General features: G+C 62.1%; 23 protein-coding genes. 11 read left to right on the top strand and 12 right to left on the bottom strand.

Annotated features, from left to right (window positions below):
• The first annotated feature begins 74 nt into the window (after positions 1-74).
• Entirely contained in the window at positions 75-476 is a 402-nt protein-coding gene (locus BUS12_RS07915; protein ID WP_074295184.1) for a hypothetical protein, read from the top strand.
• A gap of 91 nt (positions 477-567) precedes the next feature.
• Here BUS12_RS07915 and BUS12_RS07910 read toward each other — a convergent pair whose 3' ends face one another.
• From BUS12_RS07910 to BUS12_RS07900, 3 genes are all read right to left on the bottom strand, one after another.
• Positions 568-1,365 (bottom strand): alpha/beta fold hydrolase, encoded by a 798-nt coding sequence (locus BUS12_RS07910; RefSeq protein ID WP_074295183.1) that lies wholly within the window; start codon positions 1,363-1,365, stop codon positions 568-570.
• 241 nt (positions 1,366-1,606) lie between these two features.
• Entirely contained in the window at positions 1,607-2,659 is a 1,053-nt protein-coding gene (locus BUS12_RS07905; RefSeq protein WP_074295182.1) for a rod shape-determining protein, read from the bottom strand.
• A 188-nt stretch (positions 2,660-2,847) separates the two neighbouring features.
• Positions 2,848-3,516, bottom strand: a complete 669-nt coding sequence (locus tag BUS12_RS07900) for an alpha/beta hydrolase (protein ID WP_074297247.1) — start codon at positions 3,514-3,516, stop codon at positions 2,848-2,850.
• A gap of 350 nt (positions 3,517-3,866) precedes the next feature.
• Here BUS12_RS07900 and BUS12_RS07895 point away from each other — a divergent pair, with 350 nt between their 5' ends.
• Positions 3,867-5,441 carry a DHA2 family efflux MFS transporter permease subunit gene (locus tag BUS12_RS07895; RefSeq protein ID WP_074295181.1) on the top strand — a complete coding sequence of 525 codons (1,575 nt, stop codon included), beginning with the start codon at positions 3,867-3,869 and terminating at the stop codon, positions 5,439-5,441.
• A gap of 104 nt (positions 5,442-5,545) precedes the next feature.
• Positions 5,546-6,460 carry a glutaminase gene (locus BUS12_RS07890; protein WP_074295180.1) on the top strand — a complete coding sequence of 305 codons (915 nt, stop codon included), beginning with the start codon at positions 5,546-5,548 and terminating at the stop codon, positions 6,458-6,460.
• A 25-nt stretch (positions 6,461-6,485) separates the two neighbouring features.
• Here the strand turns inward: BUS12_RS07890 and BUS12_RS07885 are convergent, their stop codons facing one another.
• A complete protein-coding gene (locus BUS12_RS07885; protein WP_074295179.1) occupies positions 6,486-7,508 on the bottom strand; it encodes an aldo/keto reductase in 1,023 nt (340 codons plus the stop codon).
• Between the two features lie 166 nt (positions 7,509-7,674).
• On the bottom strand, positions 7,675-8,589 hold the full coding sequence (locus tag BUS12_RS07880; RefSeq protein WP_074295178.1) for a LysR family transcriptional regulator: 915 nt from the start codon (positions 8,587-8,589) through the stop codon (positions 7,675-7,677).
• A gap of 214 nt (positions 8,590-8,803) precedes the next feature.
• Here BUS12_RS07880 and BUS12_RS07875 point away from each other — a divergent pair, with 214 nt between their 5' ends.
• Positions 8,804-9,571, top strand: coding sequence for an SDR family NAD(P)-dependent oxidoreductase (locus BUS12_RS07875; protein WP_074295177.1), 768 nt, complete (start codon positions 8,804-8,806; stop codon positions 9,569-9,571).
• Between the two features lie 42 nt (positions 9,572-9,613).
• Positions 9,614-10,228 carry a glutathione S-transferase family protein gene (locus tag BUS12_RS07870; RefSeq protein WP_074295176.1) on the top strand — a complete coding sequence of 205 codons (615 nt, stop codon included), beginning with the start codon at positions 9,614-9,616 and terminating at the stop codon, positions 10,226-10,228.
• A gap of 69 nt (positions 10,229-10,297) precedes the next feature.
• On the opposite strand, the gene BUS12_RS38080 is transcribed toward BUS12_RS07870, so the two are convergent.
• A complete protein-coding gene (locus tag BUS12_RS38080) occupies positions 10,298-10,981 on the bottom strand; it encodes a hypothetical protein (protein ID WP_143788280.1) in 684 nt (227 codons plus the stop codon).
• A gap of 202 nt (positions 10,982-11,183) precedes the next feature.
• Here BUS12_RS38080 and BUS12_RS07860 point away from each other — a divergent pair, with 202 nt between their 5' ends.
• The 5 genes from BUS12_RS07860 (at position 11,184) to arsH (ending at position 14,439) form a co-directional block, all read left to right on the top strand.
• Positions 11,184-11,501: a DUF4148 domain-containing protein gene (locus tag BUS12_RS07860; protein WP_074295174.1), complete on the top strand. Its 318-nt coding sequence runs from the start codon at positions 11,184-11,186 to the stop codon at positions 11,499-11,501.
• Between the two features lie 167 nt (positions 11,502-11,668).
• Complete coding sequence (locus BUS12_RS07855) at positions 11,669-12,001, top strand: ArsR/SmtB family transcription factor (RefSeq protein WP_074295173.1); 333 nt, start codon at positions 11,669-11,671, stop codon at positions 11,999-12,001.
• Positions 12,002-12,170: 169 nt separating this feature from the next.
• On the top strand, positions 12,171-13,247 hold the full coding sequence (gene arsB, locus BUS12_RS07845; RefSeq protein WP_074295172.1) for an ACR3 family arsenite efflux transporter: 1,077 nt from the start codon (positions 12,171-12,173) through the stop codon (positions 13,245-13,247).
• 5 nt (positions 13,248-13,252) lie between these two features.
• Positions 13,253-13,675 carry an arsenate reductase (glutaredoxin) gene (arsC, locus tag BUS12_RS07840; RefSeq protein WP_074295171.1) on the top strand — a complete coding sequence of 141 codons (423 nt, stop codon included), beginning with the start codon at positions 13,253-13,255 and terminating at the stop codon, positions 13,673-13,675.
• Positions 13,675-14,439: an arsenical resistance protein ArsH gene (gene arsH / locus BUS12_RS07835; protein WP_074295170.1), complete on the top strand. Its 765-nt coding sequence runs from the start codon at positions 13,675-13,677 to the stop codon at positions 14,437-14,439. The genes arsC and arsH overlap by 1 nt, the downstream gene beginning before the upstream one ends.
• A gap of 128 nt (positions 14,440-14,567) precedes the next feature.
• Here the strand turns inward: arsH and BUS12_RS07830 are convergent, their stop codons facing one another.
• The 6 genes from BUS12_RS07830 to glnT all read right to left on the bottom strand — a co-directional run bounded on the left by BUS12_RS07830 (position 14,568) and on the right by glnT (position 22,275).
• Entirely contained in the window at positions 14,568-16,385 is a 1,818-nt protein-coding gene (locus tag BUS12_RS07830) for a bifunctional protein-serine/threonine kinase/phosphatase (protein ID WP_083640292.1), read from the bottom strand.
• Entirely contained in the window at positions 16,386-17,822 is a 1,437-nt protein-coding gene (locus BUS12_RS07825) for an APC family permease (protein ID WP_074297245.1), read from the bottom strand.
• An 80-nt stretch (positions 17,823-17,902) separates the two neighbouring features.
• Positions 17,903-19,264: an FMN-binding glutamate synthase family protein gene (locus BUS12_RS07820; RefSeq protein WP_074295168.1), complete on the bottom strand. Its 1,362-nt coding sequence runs from the start codon at positions 19,262-19,264 to the stop codon at positions 17,903-17,905.
• 25 nt (positions 19,265-19,289) lie between these two features.
• A complete protein-coding gene (locus tag BUS12_RS07815; RefSeq protein ID WP_074295167.1) occupies positions 19,290-19,979 on the bottom strand; it encodes a GltB/FmdC/FwdC-like GXGXG domain-containing protein in 690 nt (229 codons plus the stop codon).
• The gene (locus BUS12_RS07810) at positions 19,967-20,875 is read right to left on the bottom strand and encodes a class II glutamine amidotransferase (protein WP_074295166.1); all 909 of its coding nucleotides are present in this window, start codon (positions 20,873-20,875) and stop codon (positions 19,967-19,969) included. Before BUS12_RS07810 ends, BUS12_RS07815 begins: the two co-directional genes overlap by 13 nt.
• Before the next feature lie 11 nt (positions 20,876-20,886).
• The gene (gene glnT, locus BUS12_RS07805) at positions 20,887-22,275 is read right to left on the bottom strand and encodes a type III glutamate--ammonia ligase (protein ID WP_171991614.1); all 1,389 of its coding nucleotides are present in this window, start codon (positions 22,273-22,275) and stop codon (positions 20,887-20,889) included.
• A 225-nt stretch (positions 22,276-22,500) separates the two neighbouring features.
• On the opposite strand from glnT, the gene BUS12_RS07800 reads away from it, so the two are divergent.
• Positions 22,501-23,103: a helix-turn-helix domain-containing protein gene (locus BUS12_RS07800; protein WP_074295165.1), complete on the top strand. Its 603-nt coding sequence runs from the start codon at positions 22,501-22,503 to the stop codon at positions 23,101-23,103.
• Position 23,104: the final 1 nt, after the last annotated feature.

Genomic DNA, 23,104 nt, shown 5'->3' with positions numbered 1-23,104 from the left:
CAAAACACATCGCTGTCTTTGGCCCGCCGTTCGCGGCGGGCCTTTTTATCCAGTCAGAAGAACAGGACCATCAGATGAACGCCTCGCTCGAAACGCTGTTTCCGGACCTCAACCACACCGAAGACAGCATCGTCACCGCACTGAACCATCAGGACATCGTGGTGGCGTTGTCGGCGGCACTGAAGACGCAAAACGTCGCTGTGCTGCACATGTTGTATCCGCGTACCGACGCGCGCACGCACAGCAGCCTCGATGCACTCGTCGCCAAGCTGCACGGCAGTGGCCTGCACAAAGTCGCCGGACTGGTCGCCAATGAAGCGCACTACCTCATATTCAAGGAACCGGTGAAGGCATGGAAGGCCTTCCAGGAAATCCGCAACGACTCGCTCGCGATCGGCGTGCATCTGTACTATCACGGCCTCGTCGGCGAAGCCGCCGAACTCGCGCTCGACGCCGACGCGCATCGCAAGGCTTAACAGCCAGACCGCAGCCACGCCGCGCCCCCGTTGGAGGGCAGGCGTGGCCTGCGGCGGTAAGCAGGCGCGTCACGCCGGATCAGTCCTCGAATCAGCCCTGATCGGCCGCGCCCACGCCGCGAATAAATTCGTCGATATAGCGATTGAACGCCGCGGGGTGCGCCAGATTCATCCCATGCGATGCGCCGCGCACCGTCTCGCGCCGCGCATCCGGCAGCCACGAGGCGAGCGCCGTCGCGGTGCGCCGGAACATGTCGGGACTCTTTTCGCCGTCGATCAGCAAGACCGGGCAGCGCACTTGCGCGGCCTCTTCCGGCGCATAGGCCGGCAGCGGATCGCGGAATTGACGCGCCAGCGTGTGGGCGTTGTCGGTCGCCATCGTGCGGAACGACTCGGTGCTTCTGGCCCAGAACCCCGGACGGCTCACCGAATCCACGAACAGTTGCAAGCCCGCATCCACCTGCCCCTCTTCGATCAGTTGCGCGGCGCGTGCACGCAGCGTGTTGACCGTTTCCGGCAAGCGGGCAGCCGGCCTGCCGGCGATCTGCAAAGGCCCGCCCGGGTCGGCGAGCGTCAAGGTACGCACATGCTGCGGATGGCGCTGCGCAAAGTAATACGCCACGCAGCCACCGCGCGAATGACCCACGACGTGGGCCGGCCCTTCGCCCAGGCGCTCGATGAATTCGGCCACTTCGTCGGCGTGGTCGCTCCAGCTAAACGGCATGTCGGGCGGCGTATCGGTCACCGGCCAGTAATGCGTGAGGCTCACGGCGACGCAGCGATAATGCTTCGCCATCCCCGCGAGTTGCGGTTGCCAGTAGCGGTAATCGCACAACGAACCATGCACGAACAGCAGCAGTTCGCCCTCGCCTTCGACAACATAAGGCATGCGCAAGCCGCTCGATAATTCGATAAACGATGGGGATGAAACGGGATCAGGATGAGTCACGGGTCGATTCGGGGACAACGCAGCGAGCGCCCGTCGGGCGTGCTGGTTTTTCAAAAGTGGAGTGGAACGGATTGCGCCTGCGGGACCGTTCAGGCCGCAGGGTCGGCGAAACAAGGCAGTATTGTCACACAGTCATGACGCCCGCACGCCTGACGTGCAAATACCGCCGGCGCCGTGCGGGTTATTCGTACACGAGATCGTCCAGCAAGCCGGCTTCCGCTGCCGCGCCCGCACCGCGCACCGCGCAGGTGAGCGGCTCGTCCGCGATGCGCACCGCGAGGCCGAGCTCAGCGGTCAGACGCCGGCCGAGGTTGGCGAGCAGCGCGCCGCCGCCGGTCAGCACGATCCCCGTGTTGGCGATATCCGTCACCAGTTCGGCCGGCGCGCTTTCGAGCGCCGTCTTCACCGCGCCGATCACGTGCCGCAGCGGCCCGTCGATCGCATCGGCGATATCGTGATTGTTGATCTCGACCGTGCGCGGCAGCCCGTCGTCGACGCTGCGGCCAGTCGCATTCATGCGCTCCAGCGGCACGTCGCGCATCGCCGAACCGATGGTCTTTTTGACGTGTTCGGCGGTTTGCTCGCCGAGCAGCACGCCGTACACATTACGGACATAGTTGACGATGGCCGAGTCGAACTGGTCGCCGCCGACCCGAATCGAGCCGTTATAGGCCATGCCGCCCAAGGCGATCACGCCGACTTCCGTCGTGCCGCCGCCAATATCGACCACCATCGAGCCGGTGGCCGACGAAACCGGCAAACCCGCACCCACCGCCGATGCCAGCGACTCGCCGATCAGGCTCACCTTCCATGCGCCCGCGGCCACTGCGGCTTCCTTGATGGCGCGGCGTTCGACCTGGGTCGCCCCGGCCGGCACGCAGATCGTGAACGCCGCCCGGCGGCCGAAAAACGGCCGCGGCCGCGCCATATCGACGAACTGCCGGATCATGTGTTCCGCGGCGGAAAAATTGGCGATCACGCCATGCCGCATGGGTCGTACCGTCTCAAGATTGTTGGGCGCCCGGCCGAGCAGTTGCTTGGCCTCGCTGCCGACCGCCGCCACTCGCTTCTGCCCCGCCTGCTGATGCTTCTGAAAACACACCACGGACGGCTGATTCAGCACGATGCCGCCGTCGTCGGTGTAGATCAGCGTATTGGCCGTGCCAAGGTCGACCGCCACCGTGTGACGGAACAGACCCCTGAACAACGGATGGTGCGGCTTCGGTCTGGCCATAGATAGGCTCTGCGTATGTCGTTATCGCCCTTTTGGGGCGTTGCGGTGATTCCCCGTACCGCTGACATCCCGCCTCCCCTGGGGGCATGGCAAGACATCATTGCGGCGCGCGTGATTTTCACGCTAATGAACCATTAACGGCAAGCAGATCAAATTCTTTAGGCCGACTTGATTTATTTCCGCATTTTTCAGGCGCGCGGCGTGCCCAGTGCGCGCACCAGCGCATCGCGTCCCAGCACGACGCCGTCGCCTGAAATCGTATGACCAATACCAGGCAATGCAAACGCACCCACTGCGAAGCCCGCGTCGCTAAACGCATTGGCCGCGCGCTCGAGTTCGAGCACCGGAATCACCGGGTCTTCGACGCCATGCACCAGCGTCAAGGGCGTGCGGGCCCGGGTGGTGATGGGCGACGCGAGCCGGCCCGAATACGCCACGACCGCCGCCGGCGCGTCGTCGCTCGTGGCGGCGTGATGGAGCGCCATCATCGAGCCTTGCGAAAAGCCCACCAGCGCAAGCTTACCGAAAGGAAGCTGCCAATGCGCCAGCTCGGCGTCCAGCATGCGGCGCAGCGCGGGATAGGCGTCGGCGACGCGGCCGATGCGATTAGCCTCGTTCACGTCGCGCAGGCTGAACCATTGCCGGCCGCCGAAGCCACCGTCGAAACGCTCGCTGCCGTCGAGCGACGCAAAGGCGACCTCGGGCAGCGTGTTGCTCCAGGCATCGGCGAGCGGCAGCAGGTCTTGCGCATTGCTACCGACGCCATGCAGCAGGATCACCAGCGCGCGAGCCGGCGCATCGTGCGGCGCACCAAGCGGCGCGCGGCGCCAGCCATGTTCGAATTGTTCCCAGGCCATTGCGATTCCTCTCCCTTCCGATTCCGGATCTGTATCCGCTTCTGTTTCGCTTTTTGCCCGCGCAGCGAAGGCACCGCGATGCTTCGACGCGCAGCTCACAGCCGCGAGCATACGCTTTCACTTATCTTTTTGCCGCCTTTGCCCGGCTAGCGCCTGCCCGCGCCAATGACCCTTCTGCGGGAATGCAGGTATGCTTTTAGCAGCCGTTCCACCGCCGTCTTGCGCCTTCGCTCCCGCTGCCTTGCGCGCACGGCCTGTGGGCCGCTTGCAACTTGCACGCCCAGACACGCCGCAGGGCATTCGCCCCGGCGCGGCATCATCCCCGATTATTTTTTGCTCCGGAGAAACGATTGAGCCAGCCCACCCCTGCGCCCGCATCGCCCCCGCCGCCACCGCCGCCGCTCAAGGGCGGGCAACTCGTCCTCGCGACGATCGCCGTTGCGCTCGCCACCTTCATGAACGTGCTGGACACGTCGATCGCGAACGTCGCGATTCCGACCATCTCGGGCAATCTCGGCGTATCGGTGGACGAAGGCACCTGGGTGATCACCGTGTTCGCCGCCGCCAACGCCGTCTCGATTCCGCTGACCGGCTGGCTCACGCAGCGCATCGGTCAGGTCAAGCTGTTCGTCGGCGCCATCCTGATGTTCGTGCTGTCCTCATGGCTGTGCGGCATCGCGCCGACGCTGCCCATCCTGCTGGTTGCACGGGTGCTGCAAGGCGCGGTGGCCGGCCCGCTGATCCCGCTCTCGCAAGCCATTCTGCTCGGCTCGTATCCGAAGGAGAAGTCCTCGACGGCGCTCGCGCTATGGGCCATGACCGCCACCGTCGGCCCGATTGCCGGACCGGCGCTGGGCGGCTGGATCACCGATAGCTATAGCTGGTCGTGGATCTTCTACATCAATATCCCGGTGGGTATTTTCGCGGCCGGGGTCACGTGGATGATCTACCGTACCCGCGAAACGGCCACCCGCAAGCCGCCTATCGATGTAGTGGGGCTCGGTCTGCTGATCACCTGGGTTGCCTCGCTGCAGGTGATGCTCGACAAGGGCAAGGACCTCGACTGGTTCTCGTCGCCGGTGATCGTCATCCTCGGTATCACGGCGATCATCAGCTTCGCGTTCTTCCTCGTCTGGGAGCTGACCGAGGACAACCCCATCGTCGATCTGCGGCTGTTCACGCAGCGTAACTTCCTGGGCGGCACGATTGCCATTTCGGTGGCCTACGGCGTGTTCTTCGGCAATCTTGTGCTGCTACCGCAATGGATGCAGGAATACCTCAATTACCGCTCCGTCGACGCCGGCCTCGTGACCGCGCCGCTCGGCATCTTCGCGGTGCTGCTCGCGCCGGTGATGGGCCGCGTGCTGCCGCGCTCCGATGCGCGCGTCATCGCCACGCTGGCCTTTGTCGGCTTTGCGATCGTGTTTTACATGCGCTCCAAATACGTGATTGAAATCGACACGTGGCATCTGGTGCTGCCCACGCTGCTGCAGGGCATTCCGATGGCGCTGTTCTTCGTGCCGCTGACGGCGATCATCCTGTCCGGGCAGCCGCCGAATAAAATCCCGGCGGCCGCGGGCCTGTCGAATTTCGCGCGGGTGTTTTGCGGCGCGGTGGGCACATCGATTGCCGGCAACGAGTGGAATAACCGCACCGTGCTGCACCACGCACGGCTGACCGAACGCGCCTCGATCGACAATCCGCTGTTTAACCAGCAGATCGATTCGACCCAGTCGTTGCTGCATATGAACAACCAGTCCGCCAATGCGCTGTTCGACTTCACGGTCAACACGCAGGCCGCGATGATGGGGCTGAACGACATCTTCTTCATCTCGGCGATCATCTTTATCCTGATCATTCCGCTGATCTGGATCACGCGGCCCTCCAAGGGCGGCGGCGGAGCGGATGCGGCCGGGGCGCATTGAGCGTGTGAACGGTGGGGGCGCGCGGTACAAGCGCGCCCCGCCCGGCTGGCCATGTGTCGTGGCTAGCCAGTAAAATCGCGGCGCATCCACGCTCATCCCTGCTCATGAACTACCAAGGCATCCTCGAACAGATTCACCAGGATCTGCAGCCCTACCTGGGAACCGGCCGCGTTGCCGACTACATTCCCGAGCTGGCGAACGTCCCGGCCAGGAGCTTCGGCATGGCCATCGTCACGCCGGCCGGCAAGGTCTTCCGCACCGGTCAGGCGGATACCCGCTTCTCGATCCAGAGTATCTCCAAGCTATTCGCCTGCACCATGGCTTTCCGGCTGCTCGGCGATGAACTGTGGCAGCGCGTCGGCCGCGAGCCGTCGGGCACGCCGTTCAATTCGCTGGTGCAGCTCGAAGCGGAGCAAGGCAAGCCGCGCAATCCGTTCATCAACGCCGGGGCGCTGGTCGTCACGGATGTGCTGTGCCGCCGTTTCGTGCGGGCCGAGACCGCGCTGGTCGAGTTTATGCGTCGGCTAACCGGCGACGTGACGATCGACTACGATTCGCGCGTCGCGCAGTCGGAGCTGCAACATGCGGACCGCAACCAGGCCATGGCGCATTTCATTGCGAGCTTCGGCAACATGGAGATGCCCGTCCACGCAGTGGTCGAGGCGTATTGCCGGCAATGCGCGATCTCGATGAGCTGCGTCGAGCTGGCGAAGGCGGCGCTGTTTCTCAGCAATGGCGGTGTCGTGCCGTCCACCGGCGAGCGCATTCTGGATAGCAGTTCGGCCAAGCGGCTGTCGGCTCTCATGCTAACGTGCGGCACCTATGATGCGGCCGGGGATTTTGTGTACCGCGTGGGATTGCCCGCCAAGAGCGGCGTGGGCGGCGGCATCGTCGCGGTATTGCCGGGTGAAATGGCGGTCTGCGTGTGGTCGCCGGGGCTGGACAGCAATGGCAATTCGCTGGCGGGCGTCATGGCGCTGGAGTGGCTGACGACGCAGACCGGGCGATCGATTTTTTGATCGCCCTCGCGCAGACACCCCGAAATCAGACCACGACTCGATCCTTGTCATGGAACTGCTGCATCCAGTACGGATAAGGCATCTGCGGCTGCGAGACCTGATTCAAACGTTCGGTCTGCGTCGCGCTCAACGCGATTTTCTGGGCGTCGAGGTTCGCAGCCAGTTGATCGGGCGTGCGCGCGCCGACAATGACCGAACAGACTTCGCGGCGTGCCAGAATCCAGGCCAATGCCACCTGAGCCGGCGAGGCGTCCAGTTCCGCGGCGATGTCGCACACTACGCGCACGACGGGATCCGCCTTTGCCGGATCGATCGGTGGAAAATTCAGCCTGGTTCGACGCCCGGTTTCACCGCTGCTTCCCTGCGTGTACTTGCCGCTCAGGTACCCGCCCGCGAGCGGACTCCACACCAGTAGCGCAACCTCATTCGCTTTTGCCACCGGCGCGATCTCATGCTCGACGTCGCGGCTCGTCAGCGCATAGTGAACCTGATTGCTGACGACGCGGGTCCAGTCCGTGCGGGCGGTAATCCCTTGCGCACGCTCCAGATCGCCCGCGCTGAAATTGCAGACCCCGACGTGCCGCACCTTGCCCTGCCTCACGAGGTCGTCGAGAGCACGCAGCGTTTCTTCCAGCGGAACGAGTTCATCGCGGTCGTGCAACTGGAACAGGTCGATATGATCGCGGCCGATACGCCGAAGACTCGTCTCCACCGACCGCATGATGTGCGAGCGGCCGAGCCCGACGTCGTTCGGGCCGGCTCCTGTGCGCAGTCGAACCTTGGTCGCGACCAGCATGCGCGACTCGTCGAGTCCAAGGTCGGCCAACGCCTGACCGACCACCGCTTCCGACTGCCCTTGCGAATAGGCGTCAGCCGTATCGATCAGGTTGATACCGCGCTCGACGGCCATCGCGACAAGCCGGGTGGCCTGGGCACGGTCGAGGCCGGCAATTTCACCCCAGATGCCGGTACCGGAACCAAAGGTCATGGCGCCCAGAGAAAGGCGGGAAATGCGCAGGCCTGACCTGCCGAGTGTGCTGTATTCCATAGCGAACCCTTTGATATGAATCCCTTGATGAACGATGGGCGGAAAAAGTCCATCGAAACGTACCGTTGGGATGCATTGTGGGGAAACGCGAGGAGAAACTGAATGACACGAATGGCAATTATAAAATGACAGTTAGTCATTAATGGGCCATCGCATCGCACTAGAGCTAACGCTTCGCAGTCGACTCGTTGCTCGCGAACAGTTCGGCGAGCCAGTCGATGAAGACGCGGGTTTTCGCACTCAGGTGTCGATTTGGCTGATAGGCAACAAAAACGGGAACCGGATCCGATACCCAGTCGCTCAGGACGGTTTCGAGTGCGCCGCTTTGAACGTGCGTTGCGGCGGAAAACGTCAACGCATGGACGACGCCGAGACCGGCCAGGCCCATGGTCAGACATGCCATGATGTCGTTGGCGGTCAGTCCGCGCCGATTCTGCACTTCCACGCGTTCACGTTCTTTCGTCACCACGATCGGGAAAGGTCGATTGGTGCGCGAGGCGATGGTTCGGATGACGACGTGACCATGCTCAAGGTCCGCAGGATGCGAAGGCCGCCCGTGCTTGTCCAGGTAGGCCGGCGTCGCACACAGGATTTGTCTGACGGCACCGATCTGTCGCGCGACGAGCGATTGATCGAATATCTCCCCCGCGCGCACCACACAGTCGACATTCTCCGCAATGAGGTCGACCGGACGGTCGCTGATCCCGAACTCGAGCTCGATATCCGGATAACGCTCGACAAACGCCGGTAGCGCGGGAAGTATCACCGATAAACCTAACGGCACGGGCAGATCGACGCGCAACCGTCCTCGCGGGTTGGTCTTCGCGCGCGACATCGTGCCCTCAAGTTCCGCGAGATCGCTCATCAACTGCTGCGCGCGTTCGTAGTAGGCGGCGCCGTCCGCTGTCGTCGAGACCTTGCGCGTTGTGCGGTTCAGCAGCTTTGTGCCCAGTTCGACTTCGAGCGACGCGATCAGGCGGCTGACGGCCGTCTTCGGTAAATCGAGCACCTGCGCAGCCTTGGTAAAGGTCCCGCTTTCGACCACTCGAATGAACGCCTGCATGGCCTGAAACTTGTCCACGGTCTGACTCCTCGCTGTTCCATACGGTCTGCCCGATTGTTTCACTGAAGAAACAATGTGGAATCGTAGCAACGATTTATCCCGCTGTGCGTATCCGGTAACGTTCACTCATCGCAATCGTTGACGAACTTCGACGGCGCTTCGAACCGGTCACGGGCTCATTCGTACCGCTTGCGCTGCCGCGCCGAAGTTTATTTAGGAAAGGAAAGTATTCATGTCTATCAATGAAGAGGTCCCGGTCGCGGATCGCCCGAAGGCCGTCGTCATCGGAGTGGGACCGGAGCAAGGACTAGGCGCGGGCCTGTCTCGCCGATTCGCGGCCGAGGGGCGTCATGTGGTCATCGCGGGGCGCACCGAAGCGAAGATCGAACGGGTACGCGAGCGGATTGTCGAGGCGGGCGGCTCGGCAAGCACGGTCGTCATGGACGCGACCCGCGAAGCGGATGTGATCCGCTTGTTCGATATCGCGATGCAGGCCGACGAACACGGCGACAGCGCCGATCTCATTGCCTACAACACCGGCAACAACCAGCCTCTCGATCTGCGGACGATGGAAGCGGACGTCTTCGAATCGTTCTGGCGGCTCAACTGTTTTGGCGGGTTCCTCGTGGGTCGCGAGGCCGCCCGGCGCTTTGCGCCTCTCGGCCGAGGGTCGCTGCTTTTCAGCGGGGCGACAGGCGCGCTTCGAGGCATGCCGAACTTTGCCCACTTCGCGTCGAGCAAGGCCGGCTTGCGCATGCTCGCTCAAAGCATGGCCCGCGAATTCGGCCCGCTCGGCCTGCACGTGGCCCATGTCGTGATCGACGGCGGTATCGACGGGGAACGGGTGCATACGCGCTTCACCGAGCATGTCGAACAGAAAGGCCTCGACGGCCTGCTCGATATCGACGCCATCGCCGATGCATTCTGGTTGCTTCACCGCCAGCACCGTTCGGCCTGGACGCACGAGCTCGATCTGCGCCCGTTCAAGGAAGCGTTCTAAACGATCGCGCATCCCAACCCAGTCAATTTCGAGGAGTCAGCAATGAAGCTTATCGGTCCATGGTTTTCCGGCTATACCCGTCGGGTCGGCATCACGCTAAAGCTGCTCGGCATGCCGTTCGAGCATCTGCCCTATCACGCCTATGAGGAGCAGGAACTTATCCGTCCGTTCAGCCCGATGGTGAAGGTGCCGGCGCTCGCGCTCGACGACGGCACGGTTCTCTTCGATAGCGCCGCCATCATCGACTATCTGCATGAAGAGGTCGGACCGGAACGCGCATTGCTCGCGCCCTCCGGCAAGAATCGACGCGATGCGTTGCAGTTCATTGGCATCGCGTCCGCCATCTACGGAAAGCTCAGCGATATGTACGACGAGTCGATCCGCCCGCCCGAGCATCAAATCGCCAGGATCGTCGAATCGCACCGCCAGCAGGCATTGGCGGGATTTCAGATGATAGAGTCGAGGACCGGTACTGGCTGGCTGGTGGGCGATGCGTTGTCTCAAGCCGATGTGATGGTCGTGATCAGTTGGCAATCCGCATCATTGGCATTCATGCCCGATGTCGTTCATGCCGCGGCCTTTCCCAAGCTTGCCCGACTGGCCGCGCGCGCGATGGAAATGGATGCGTTCTCCAGCACGCTACCGTTCAAGGGATAGCGACAGCGCGCGCGAAGAAGATGTCGCGACTCTCGCGAATCGATGCGGAGTCGCTGCACGCTTCGGCATTTAAAGACTTGACACAGCCTTTGCTGGTAGACGTGTTCGCAAGATATCCAGACACTTTTCCTGTTCGGCTCGCCGCATTTCATAGAAGGACAGTTTGGCGCTTCGCGGTTTGGCGCGCGAGTCATTCGGACGGTAGTAGCGGATAGTCAAGAGAAACCGCCCTCGCTCTACGCTAACAATGTTCTGATAAAGAATCACCGTGCGACTCACCTGACAACGATCGTCAAAAAATATCGCACGCGTCATGAAATTCATGCTTATTAGCGCGCCAAAAGGGGCTACAAAAAGCATAAAAATATCGCCGAAGCTTAAAAACGGGTCCGATTGCGCGAAAACGAAATAGCACACTGCAATTATTAGCATAACGACGACCAGAAGCGGCATTGCAAAGCGACTGCCACGCACGATGAGTTCTGGCTGAATAGTCTGAGGTAGGCTGCTCATATTTGGAGTAAAAGTTTTAATGGGTGGTTCGCACGGCCCCGAGTGTTGCTTTGCACATCTAGCCGCCGCGATCGATATTGCTGGCGAACACTGATGGGCTGGGACGGTATTCTGCACGAAGGTCAAGGAGTTGGGGCAAGAAGCTGCGGGATTAATCCAGCCAGCATAGATTCCGGTTTTCCTGAAAGTGCGCACTGTCGGCGAACCGGCAACTATTACTCTGCCCTTGTTCATCTGCATTTTGGAGTAATGCTCAACGACCCACAGCGAACAGCAATCACTCTCCAAACATGACATAAACGTAATCCAGGTGTCAGTATCGCGAAACGCCCCTCCGCACACAATGAACGTAACTCATCTCCTCAAGGTTTGGCGGTGAGTCCCGAGGCTTCATTCATCGTGAGTGACGCCGACCACAGTTCAGTTCAGGAGGCAGTTCGCCATGAAGACCCTAATCTACGCAGCGCTGGTTGCCGGCGCACTGGCCGCCCCGGTGCTTTCCTTTGCACAGGAAACTACAACCCCGATCACACGTGCCGAAGTGCAGGCGGACCTGGTGCGTGTCGAACAGGCCGGGTATCACCCGAACGTCAACGATGTGCACTATCCGGCCGAGATTCAGGCAGCGGACGCGCGTCTCGCAGCGCAGGACGCGACGACGCAGAGCGATACGTCAGTCGGCGGAGTATCGATCGGCTCCTCGCAGGCGGGTACACCCACGAACCTCACAGGTGCTCAATCAATCTTCGCTCATCACTGATCCAGCACTTTCGGGTGAGAGCGTGCTCGACTTGCGCGTGGGGGATTCGCATTTGACTCCACGCGCGAGTCGGCCGCTTGGCGCAGCTTTCCACCCGTATCTGCTTTAACATCACCGTCATTTCAACAATACTTGAAATATAGAAATGAATGGTCTATTGTTCCGGCATGGACTCAAACCTCGTTGTACGCGCCCTGAGCGCGCTCGCCCACGAATCGCGCCTTGCCATCTTTCGCCTGCTGGTTGTGGCCGGTCCGGACGGCATGGCTGCTGGTGATATTGCACAGAAGCTTGATGTTTCGCCTTCCAGCCTCTCGTTCCACCTGAAGGATCTGTCTCATGCAGACCTGGTAACGCCGCGACAGGACGGGCGTTTCATCATCTACACGGCGAACTTCGACGCCATGACGGACCTGATCGGTTTCCTGACGGAGAACTGCTGCGCCGGCGCGACGTGTGCCGCGAGCGATCTCCCAAACTGCTGCGCAGACAAACCATGAAGCGCATGCACATCCATATTGCGGTCGAAAACCTGGGCGACAGCATCCGGTTTTATCGCGCCATGTTCGGTAACGCGGAGCGCATCCGGCACAGTGAACCCGTTTGCCATTGAGCGCCGCGAAGCGCTGGGTTACGACACAATCGGTACGAGGCCCGCAGAGGAATCAAATGAGCAGCAGTGATGCAACGATCGGCGCCGCACGGCCGGCGATCGGGTTTTTCGAACGTTATCTGACGATCTGGGTTGCCCTCTGCATCGTGAGCGGCATCTTGCTCGGGCAAGCACTACCCCTGCTTTTCCAGGCGATCAGCCGTATGGAAGTTGCACAGGTCAATCTCCCGGTCGGCGTGCTGATCTGGGTGATGATCATCCCTATGCTCGTCAAGATCGATTTTGGCGCGATGACCCAGGTAAAGAGCCAGTGGCGAGGCATCGGCGTAACCCTTTTCGTGAACTGGTTCGTCAAACCCTTTTCGATGGCACTGCTCGGGTGGATCTTCATCCGTCATGTGTTTGCGCCGTGGCTTCCGGCCGATCAGCTCGACAGCTATATCGCCGGCCTGATTCTACTGGCCGCCGCGCCCTGCACGGCGATGGTGTTCGTCTGGTCGCAGCTGTGCAAAGGCGATCCGTATTTCACGCTCTCGCAAGTAGCACTCAACGATTCCATCATGATCGTGGCATTTGCACCGCTCGTTGCGCTCCTGCTCGGGCTGTCGGCCATCACGGTACCGTGGGATACGCTGATCATTTCGGTTGGGCTGTACATCGTCATTCCCGTCATCCTTGCCCAGTTGCTGCGTCGGCATCTGCTGGCCAAGGGCAAAGCCTATTTCCAGCAGACGGTCGCAAGTCTCGGTCCGTATTCAATCAGCGCACTGCTCGCGACACTCGTCCTGCTATTTGCCTTTCAGGGCCAGGCAATCGTCAAGGAACCGCTCGTTATCGCCATGCTCGCGATACCGATCCTGATACAGGTGTTGTTCAACTCGGGCCTTGCGTACCTGTTGAATCGGCGGCTCGGCGTTGCGCACTGTGTTGCGGGGCCGTCCAGTCTGATCGGTGCCAGCAATTTCTTTGAGCTGGCAGTCGCCACCGCAATCAGTCTGTTCGGCTTTCATTCGGGCGCGGCTCTGGCCACGGTGGTCGGCGTGCTGATCGAAGTGCCGGTGATGCTGTTCGTCGTCGGCATGGTCAACCGCTCGCAGCACTGGTACGAAACGAAACGCAGCATCAAGGGGTAACCGCTATGAGCGTCACGATTTATCACAATCCCGATTGCGGCACGTCGCGCAACACGCTGGCCATGATCCGCAATGCCGGAATAGAGCCGGAAATAATCGAGTATCTGAGAACCCCGCCTGACCGGGAGATACTGAAGGACCTGATTGCTCGCGCCGGCTTGACGGTACGCGCTGCGCTGCGTGAAAAGGGTACGCTCTACGCCGAGCGGGGTCTGAGCGACACGTCCTTAAGCGATGAGCAGTTGCTGGATGCCATGATGGAACATCCAATCCTGATTAACCGTCCGTTTGTCGTCACGCCGCTAGGCGTGCGCCTGTGCCGGCCCTCCGAGGCCGTTCTCGACATCCTTCCTGCTGGGCAGAAGGGGGCATTCACGAAAGAGGACGGGGAACAGGTCGTCGATGGCGAAGGAAGGAGGTTTCTCTAATGACGCAGGACATTCCCAACGTCAGCACCCCGCACCTCGACGTACCGGATCTGCAGAAGCTCGAGCCGCGCACGGTTTCGCAACACGCTCCGCGAATCCTCTTGCTGTTCGGCTCGTTGCGCCCCACCTCATACAGCCGGCTTCTCACCTTGGAAGCCGCACGCATCCTGCGCCATTTCGGCGCGGAAACGCGGGTTTTCGATCCGCACGGCTTGCCGCTGGTGGACAGCGTGCCGGCCGACCATCCCAAGGTGGTCGAACTGCGCCAACTCTCGGAGTGGTCGGAAGGGCACGTATGGTGCAGCCCAGAACGTCACGGAACCCTGACGGCAGTATTCAAGAACCAGATCGACTGGCTACCGCTTGAAACCGGCGGCGTTCGCCCGACGCAAGGTCGCACGCTCGCGGTGATGCAGGTGTGCGGCGGATCGCAATCGTTCAACGCTGTGAACGCGCTACGCATTCTCGGCCGGTGGATGCGCATGGTGACCATCCCGAATCAGTCGTCGGTGGCGAAGGCCTGGCAGGAGTTCGACGCAAACGGCCGGATGAAACCCTCGGCATATTACGATCGCGTCGTCGATGTGATGGAAGAGTTATACAAGTTCACGCTGCTGGTACGTGACCGCTCGGACTACCTGACCGATCGCTACAGTGAACGGAAGGAAGCGCACCCAAAGCTTGCAACGACATTGGCGGCCGCCGCCATGAACCAGGAAGCGGTCACCACCGATGCAGACACTGACGACAGCGAAACGCAGTGACGGCCGGCGCGTCATGGTCTGCGGGACCGTGCTGGCCGGGTTTAATCTGGCGATCTGCCTACCGATACATGTTTTCGCAATGGGTAAATGGCTTACCCGTAGAAGATGTCCAGCCGAAATCGCCCCCCTCACCGCCGCATCAACGACCACAACAACAGCGCCAGCAACACCACCACAACCCCCTGCCAGAACAGCACCGGATCGCTCTCGAGCAAAGGCTTGCGCCGAATCGGCGCAAGCGCATCTCGACCGCTCGAAAAGCGCTCGAGATCGGCGCAGACTTCGAGCACGTCCTGATACCTGCGCGCCGGATCGGGCTGTAGCGCTTTTTCGAGCACCAGGTCGAGCCATTGCGGCGCGTCGAGCCGATACTGATAAAGCGGCACGCGGCCATTAAAGCCGTAAGGCAATTTGCCGCCGCTGAACAGCCGGTACAGCGTCACGCCAAACGCGAACACCTCGGAACGCGCATCGCCCTGCGCGCCCTTCATCAACTCAGGCGCCATATAAGCGGGCGAACCCGGTGCGACGTCGGGCCCCGGCAACTGCATGCCCGGCATATAACCGAAACCGAGATCGAGCAGGCGCGTGCTATCGCCCCGCATTACGAGCACGTTCTCGGGTTTGATATCGCGATGGAAGATATTGCGGCGGTTTAGCGCGGCGATCGAACGGCCCAGTTGCTGGGCGATCCCAAGCGCACGCGGCAGCGATATGGGCTGAGGCGCCGCCAGCAGTTTTTCGAGCGTGATGCCTGCGCCGAGCGGCATCACTACATAGAGCCGGGTTTGCCGGTCGGCATCGACCGGCATCGGCGCGAGCACGCCTTCGTCGTCGATCTTGCCTGCCAGCCAGCGCTCGCGCACGATTGACTGGCGCACGTTCTCGTCCTCCCCAACGCGCGGCTTGGGAAACTTGAGCGCCAGTTGCGTGTTCGGATCGGCCAGATCGTAGCCGGCGAAAATCCGCGAATAGACACCATCGTTCAACACGCTCGTGAGCAGATATCCATCGACCACATCGCCGGCGTCGGGCACGGCCGGAATCGGCAAGACACCCACCACTCGCTCAAGGTACCCAACATCGAGCGAAGGCAGAGCGCCCACATCGAGCACCGCGCTCGTCACGTCGTCATGCGAGCCTCGCGTCACCGCCAGCGCACCAAGCCGGCGTGCCGTGTCGAGTGCGCTACCGCGCGCCGCCAGCACCGTCTGCAACTCGCGCATCGGCACGCGGCGATAGAGCCCGTCGGAACACATCAGCAGACGGTCGCCCTCGCGCAGCTCGAGGGTTTCGATGCGCGTCACCAGCGCCGGCAGCATGCCGACCGCATGCGCCACATAAGAACCGAAGGCGACCGGCACGACATCGTCGTCGCCGACCTGGATCAGTTGACCATCGCGCAGCAGATAGAGCCGCACATCGCCGGCCGCCACCAGATACGCGGTCGCGCGGCGCACGATCAACGCCGCAAAGGATGCGGCCATCTGCGTCAGCGCGGGATCGACGCGCCCCATCTGATGCAGCCAGCCGTGGATTGCCTCAAGCGCGCGCGCAGCGGCCACGCCAGGCTGCAAGGTGTCGGGGAGTCCGTAGTAAGCGTCGATAAAGGTCCGCACCGAGAGTTCGGCCGCCACCCGCCCGCCCTTGCTGCCGCTCACGCCATCGGCGAGAGCAATCACACTGCCGCGCGCCACGCGCGCCGCCAGATCGCCAAGCATCACGCCGACGTAGTCTTCGTTGATGTGATCCTGCCCGCGTCCGCGGGCAGGGCAAGAGACACAACCGACCTCGAGCGCGGCGCACTCGCCGCGCTCCGCCCGCAACTGCAGGTCGATTTCCTGGCCGCCCATGCCGCGACGGCTAACTGCCCTTCCCTCCGGATCGTCCGGCGTCCGGCCCGTGTTCGGTGCGGACAAGCTATCCGGGGAGAAGGGTTCATTCATTTACTTTTTGCCGTGAGTCATCACGTCGCTTGTTTCCAGATCGTGCTCGATCTTCTCGAGCACCTGCGGCGAGCGCTTCTTGAGCATCATCAACCAGACTGCGCCAACCAGCATATACGCGACGAACAGATAAGGGAGGATGTTATACGGATAATCGGGCACCGGATACACGCTGCCGATCACCGCGCCGACCATCGCCAGTGCGCCGAGCACGCCCCACACCACGTTGATCGATTTGAGCTCGCCCTGCTTCTTCAGATAAACCGGTGCCGCGATTGCGACCAGGAAGTACACGACCAGGAAGCCGAAAGTCGCAAACGTGCTCGTATAGCCGAACGTGTTGAGCGGCCCCGTGCCGAGCATCGCAATGCACACCACGAAGGTCACGATCGAGGAAAACGCAACGGCCAGATACGGTGTCTGGTGCGTACGGTGCACCATGCCCATCGAGCGGTGCACGAACTGATAGCGGCCCATCGAATACAGCAGGCGGCTCGCCGAGTTGATACACGCGAGGACGCACGAGAACGCGCTGACCGAGGCGATCAGATAAAACACCGGACCGAGCGGCGAGGCGCCGACACTCGTGAGCAGCGTGCTGAGCACGGCCGAATCGCCGCCGAGCTTGGCTACGTCGTCGTGGTAGGCGATCGTCATCGAATAGGCCACAAACATGAAGAACAGCCCCGACAGGATCACGCACCAGACCACCGCACGCGGAATCACGCGCAGCGGATTCCTGGTTTCCTGACCGAGCGAGGCCGCGCTCTCGAACCCCACGTACGAGAAGATGCCGAGCACCATGCCCTGTGCCATGCCCTTACCGCTTACACCCTGCAGCCCCAGTTGCGTATGGTCGACGATATGGTCCGGGTGCAGTGCGAGCACATAAATCAGCACACCGCCCACAATCACCACCGAAGCACCTTCGATCGCCAGCGACAGGCGCGAAGACAGCTTCACGTCACGTGCCGAGAAGAACCAGGCGAGGCCGATAAAGATCGTGTAAATAGCCCACGACGGAATCGCCATGTTCCAGGCCGAAAAGGCATTCTGCACGAACACCACGCCTGCCGCCCCCACCCCCATCGCCGTACCCACGTAAGCCGCAATCAGGCCCCAGCCGGCAATGCCACCTGCCATCGGTCCAAGTGCGCGTGAGATATAGATAAAGAACGACCCGGCCGACGCGATCCGGCTCGAGAGCGCAATGATGCTCATGCTCACCAGCAGCAACCCGAGCGTCGAAAGACCATAAATCAACCAGGTCCCCGCGCCGGCCAGCGCCGCGATGGCGGTCACATTGATCGACGGCGTGAAGGTTGGAGAAAGGTTCGCGATGGATTGGCCAATGACCTCGGGGAAACCCAAAGTGCCGGCACGTAGTCCGCCGGACGATACCGGCGCTGCTTGCGTACTGCTTTGCGGAGTGCTCATGTAGGGCTCCTGATAGATGGGTGAATCAACGTTGCGTGCGCTCAACTTTTCCATAGTCAAAAATCTGGAAACAACTCAATTCATGTGTTCCATCCGGGGATCCACGAGGTACCCGCGAGCGGAATGCGCGCCATTGCCGCGGCTTCCACGGTCAGCGCGACGAGATCCTCGGGCTCCAGGTGATGCACGTTCTGCTTGCCGCACGCACGCGCAATCGTCGTCAGTTCCATGTTCAGCGTCTTCAGGTAGTTGCGCACGCGGCGCGACCCTTCATCGGGCTGGACACGCTGTTCGAGCACCGCGTCCTGGGTGGTGACGCCCACCGGACACTTGCCGGTGTGGCAGTGATGGCAGTACCCCGGCGACGTGTTGAGCGCCGCGTACTCCGCCGCCGCCGAATGCAGCGCGCCGTTCTGAAAATACGTATCGCTGTTGCAACCGAGCGCCATCAGCATGCCCTGCCCGATCGCCACCGCGTCTGCGCCAAGCGCCAGGGCCTTCGCCACATCGGCGCCGGTACGGATCCCGCCCGAGACGATCAGTTGTACCTGGCCTTTCATGTTCAGGTCTTCAAGCGCGTCCACCGCCTGGCGAACCGCCGCCAGCGTCGGAATGCCGACGTTCTCGATGAAGCAGGTTTGCGTCGCCGCCGTGCCGCCCTGCATCCCGTCGATCACGACCACGTCCGCGCCCGCATGCACCGCGAGCTTGACGTCGTTGAACGTACGGGTGGCGCCGACCTTCACGTAGATCGGCTTCTCCCAATCGGTGATTTCGCGCAACTCCTGAATCTTGATCGTCAGATCGTCCGGGCCGGTCCAATCCGGATGACGGCTCGCCGAACGCTGATCGACGCCGGCCGGCAACGTGCGCATCGACGCGACGCGCGGATTCACCTTCTGCCCGAGCAGCATGCCGCCGCCGCCCGGTTTCGCACCCTGACCGATCACGATTTCTATCGCGTCGGCACGGCGCACGTCGTCGGGATTGAAGCCATAACGCGACGGCAGGCACTGATAAACCAGCATCTTCGACGAGCGGCGTTCCTCCTGCGTCATGCCGCCATCGCCGGTGGTGGTCGAGGTGCCCATCGCCGTTGCGGCCTGGCCGAGCGCTTCTTTCACGTTCGCGGACAGCGCGCCGAAGCTCATGCCGGCCACCGTGATCGGAATGTCGAGCACCAGCGGCTTTTTGGCGAAGCGTGTGCCGAGCACGGTCCCCGTCGCGCATTTCTCGCGATACCCCTCGAGCGGATAGCGCGACAGGGAGGCGCCGAGAAACAGCAGATCGTCGAAATGCGGCACGCGTCGTTTCGCGCCCAGACCGCGAATTTCATAGAGACCGCGTTGCGCGGCGGCGTGGATATAGTCGATCGTCTTGCGGTCGTAGCCTTGCGACTCTTCCTGCTGCAAGCGGGCGAAGTGAACGGGTTTGGCTTCCATGGCGACCTTCTTCGAGAGCGTGTGTTCAATATTCCTGGTTCGCGTCGGCGTTCCAGTGATAGAGCGTGCGAGCGGAACCGATCCGTTTGAACGACGCCGGGTCGTGGTCCATGCCGGCGGCGGCGAGCAGTGCGCGTACGGCGTCGAGATCGGCCTGCGTCATCGGCTCGTATTGCGCGTCCGCACCGAGCGATTTCACTTCGCCGCGCACGTACAGCACCGCTTCGTAAAGCGAGTCGCCGAGCGCATCGCCCGCATCGCCGCAGATCACCATGCGTCCGGCCTGCGCCATAAACGCAGAAAAGCTGCCCACCGATCCCCCCACCACGATGTCGCCGCCCTTCAGCGAAATGCCGCAACGCAGGCCCGCATCGCCGTCGATCACCAGCAGCCCACCATGCGCCGAAGCGCCTGCGCCGTTCGACGCGAAACCCTTCACATGCACCTTGCCGCTCATCATGTTTTCGGCGACGCCGGTGCCCGCGCTGCCGTCGATCTCGATCGTCGCGTGCTGGTTCATGCCGCCCGCGTAATAGCCGGCGTGACCGGCGATGGTGACCCGCACCGCCGCATCCACACCCACAGCGAGGTTGTGCGCGCCGTTCGGTGCGACGACCGTCACCGCCTGGCCTTCCAGTTCGCTCGCGGGCTTGTGCAGGAACTGGTTCAACTCGCGGACCGTCGTGCGCTCCAGATCGAAAGTCAGGCTTTCCATACGTACATCTCCTCGGGTGCCGGTTCGAAGACCCTGGCGTTCTTGATATCGGGCAGATGCGCGAGCGAACGGAACTCGGAAGCGATCGCGACGTAGTCGTCGTTTTCCGCGACCACCGCCGGCTTGCAAGCGAACGGATCGCGAATCAGCGCGAGTTCGGTCGAGGTGCCCATCAGGAACGTGTAGAAGCCGTCGAGTTCTTCGAAGCCTTTCTGCAGTGCGACCGGCAGCGTGTCGCCTTCGCGCAGCCGCCATTCGAGAAAGCGGCAGGCGGCTTCGGTGTCGTTGTCGGTATCGAAGTGAATGCCTTGCGGTTCGAGCTTGCGGCGCACGCCATGCGCGTTCGACAGCGAACCGTTGTGGACCAGACAGAAGTCGTCGCCGGCGGTGAACGGATGGGCGCGGTCGGGCGTCACGGCCGACTCGGTCGCCATACGTGTGTGGCCGACCAGATGCGAGCCCTTCAGGTTCGCAAAGTCATAGCGCCCCGCGACTTGCGACGGTGAGCCGATATCCTTGTACAGATCGATCGAGCGGCCGCTCGAGAGCAGATACAGCTTCGGATATTTTTCGCGCAGCCATGTCTTCACCCGCTCGACGTCGCCTTGCACCGTCATCACGGCATGATTGCCTTTGGAGTCGACGCGCGCGGTGACGTCCATCGCCGCGTTCAGCGCTTCCACCAGCGGCTGCCATGCGAAATCCGCGCCTTCTTCGGTGAAGCCCGCGTAGAGGCTCAGCTTGCGCTGGCTCGCATCGACCGGCTTGCCGAACACCGCGAGGCCCGCCGAGTCCGGTCCGCGCTCGGTCATGCCGATCAGCATCGGCACCATCAGAACGCCCAGCCGCTCGCGCAGTGCAGGCGTCTTCACCAGCAAGCCGACAATTCCGCACATTGCAGTTCTCCTTAGAAAAATTCGAGGTAGGTCTTCAGTTCCCAGTCCGACACGTGGCGCATGTATTCGAGCCACTCCATCCGCTTAAGCTTGAGGAATTCGTCGGCAACCGGGCCGAGCGCATCGCAGATCACGCGGTCGGACTCCAGTGCGTCGAGCGCCTGTTCGAGGTTTTGCGGCAGCACGCCGATGCCGTGTTCCGCGAGCCGCGCGGACGACCACTCGTAGAGGTTTTCGTTAGCCGGCTCGCCCGGCGACAGGCCGCGGTCGATGCCGTCGAGTCCCGCCGCAATCACCGCCGCGGTCGCAAGATAGGGATTGCATGAGCCGTCGGGCAGCCGCAGTTCGATGCGCTCGCCAGGCATGCGCACCATCGTCGAGCGGTTGTTGTCGCCGTAGCTGACGTAAGCCGGCGCCCACGTGGCGCCCGTCAACGAGCGTCCCACCACGAGACGCTTATACGAATTCACGGTCGGATTGCACAGCGCGGTCAGCGCCGGCGCATGCGCGAGCAGGCCGGCCGTGAACTGATAGCCGAGCGCAGAAAGTCCCATGCCGAGTGTGTCCGCCGGATCGGCGAACAGGTTGCGCTCGCCGTCGCCGATCGACATATGCATATGCATGCCATTGCCTGGGCGGTTCGCAAACGGCTTCGGCATGAACGAGCAGATCATGCCGAGCTCGTTGGCGATCTCCGAGGCCGCCATCTTGAAGAACACGTAGTGGTCGCAGGAGGTCAGGCAATCGGTGTACGTGTAGTTGATTTCGAACTGCCCGTTGGCGTCTTCGTGATCGATCTGATAGACGTCGATGCCTACCGCGCGCATCGATTCGGTGAGCTTTTCCAGGAAGACACGCGTACGCGAGAGACCCTTGTAGTCGTAGCACGGCTTGGCGAGCGTATCGCTCGGATCGCACGGCTCCAGCGTGCCGGACGCCGAACGGCGCAGCAGCGAAAATTCCGGCTCCAGACCGGTGAAGAGGGTCCAGTTGCGCTCGGTCATCCTCGCAACCGCCTTCTTCAGCGTCACGCGCGAATCGTATTGCCACGCCTCGCCGGCCACGTGACCGTCGCAGACGATCCGTGCCAGACCCGGCTGCCACGGCACCGGCGTGAGCGTTGCCAGATCGCCGACGGCCATGTAGTCGGGACCGTTCGGCTCGATGCCGACGCCCCAGATCGCAAACCCCGCGAAACCGGCACCCGCTGTCAACACGCTCTTCAGATGACTGACCGGCACCGACTTCGCCTTGGCCACCCCGTGAATATCGACAAACTGCGCCAGCACGTACTTCACGCCCTGCTGCGTCAGATAAGCCTGCGCCTCTTCCGCCGAGCCGAACCGGGGCACGCATCCGAGTTCGTTGACCGGCAGCGTGGTCGCATCGTTCAGGTTCATCGCCACTCCTTGCAACAACAGTGTTGGTGGGTTGGACAAGCCACACGCAATGCATGTGGCGAGGCTATGCAGCGCGCTTTCGAACGCCGGTTGCCTTGCGCTGCAACCCCGTCTTCAATCGGACGGGTACTTTATTGGCGATAAACTAAGATTCCCTCAGTGAAACTCTCCACGCGCAAGCCAGGTACGACGATCTGCTACGCTTTCCTTTTTCCCGAGGCCTACATGCAAACCGGTGAAGACAACAACACGCCGCTCGAACGCTACCTGGGTATCACCATTCGCGAGCTACGCCAGCGCCACGGCCTGACCATCGCCCAGGTCTCCGCGCAGGCCGGCATCAGCCGCGGCATGCTCTCGAAGATCGAGAACGCGCAGACCTCCGCCGGCCTCGATGTGCTCAACCGCATCGCCCAGGCGCTCGGTGTTTCGCTCTCCACGCTGTTCCGCAATTTCGACGTGCCGCAAGGCGGTGCACAGCTCGTCAAAAAAGGCGCCGGCATGGAGGTGGTCCGCAAAGGCACCAAACGCGGCCACACCTATCACCTGCTCGCTTACGACCAGGGGCCGCGCAAACTCTTCGAACCCTTCCTGATCACGATGGAGGACGAAGCCGAGCGCTTTCCCGTGTTCCAGCATCCGGGCACCGAATTCATCCACATGCTCAAGGGCGTCATCGAATATCGCCACGGACAGCAAACCTACATCCTGCATCCCGGTGACACCCTCACCTTCCAGGGTGAAGTCCCCCACGGTCCTGAACGTCTGATCAAGACGCCCATTCAATTCCTGTCGATCTTTATGTACCCGCAATCGGGCGCCGACTGAT

This window comes from Paraburkholderia phenazinium, assembly GCF_900142845.1.
Classification (GTDB): Bacteria; Pseudomonadota; Gammaproteobacteria; order Burkholderiales; family Burkholderiaceae; genus Paraburkholderia; species Paraburkholderia phenazinium_A.
Note: the sequence above shows the minus strand (reverse complement) of the source record. Positions and strands in the feature narration are given on the sequence as shown.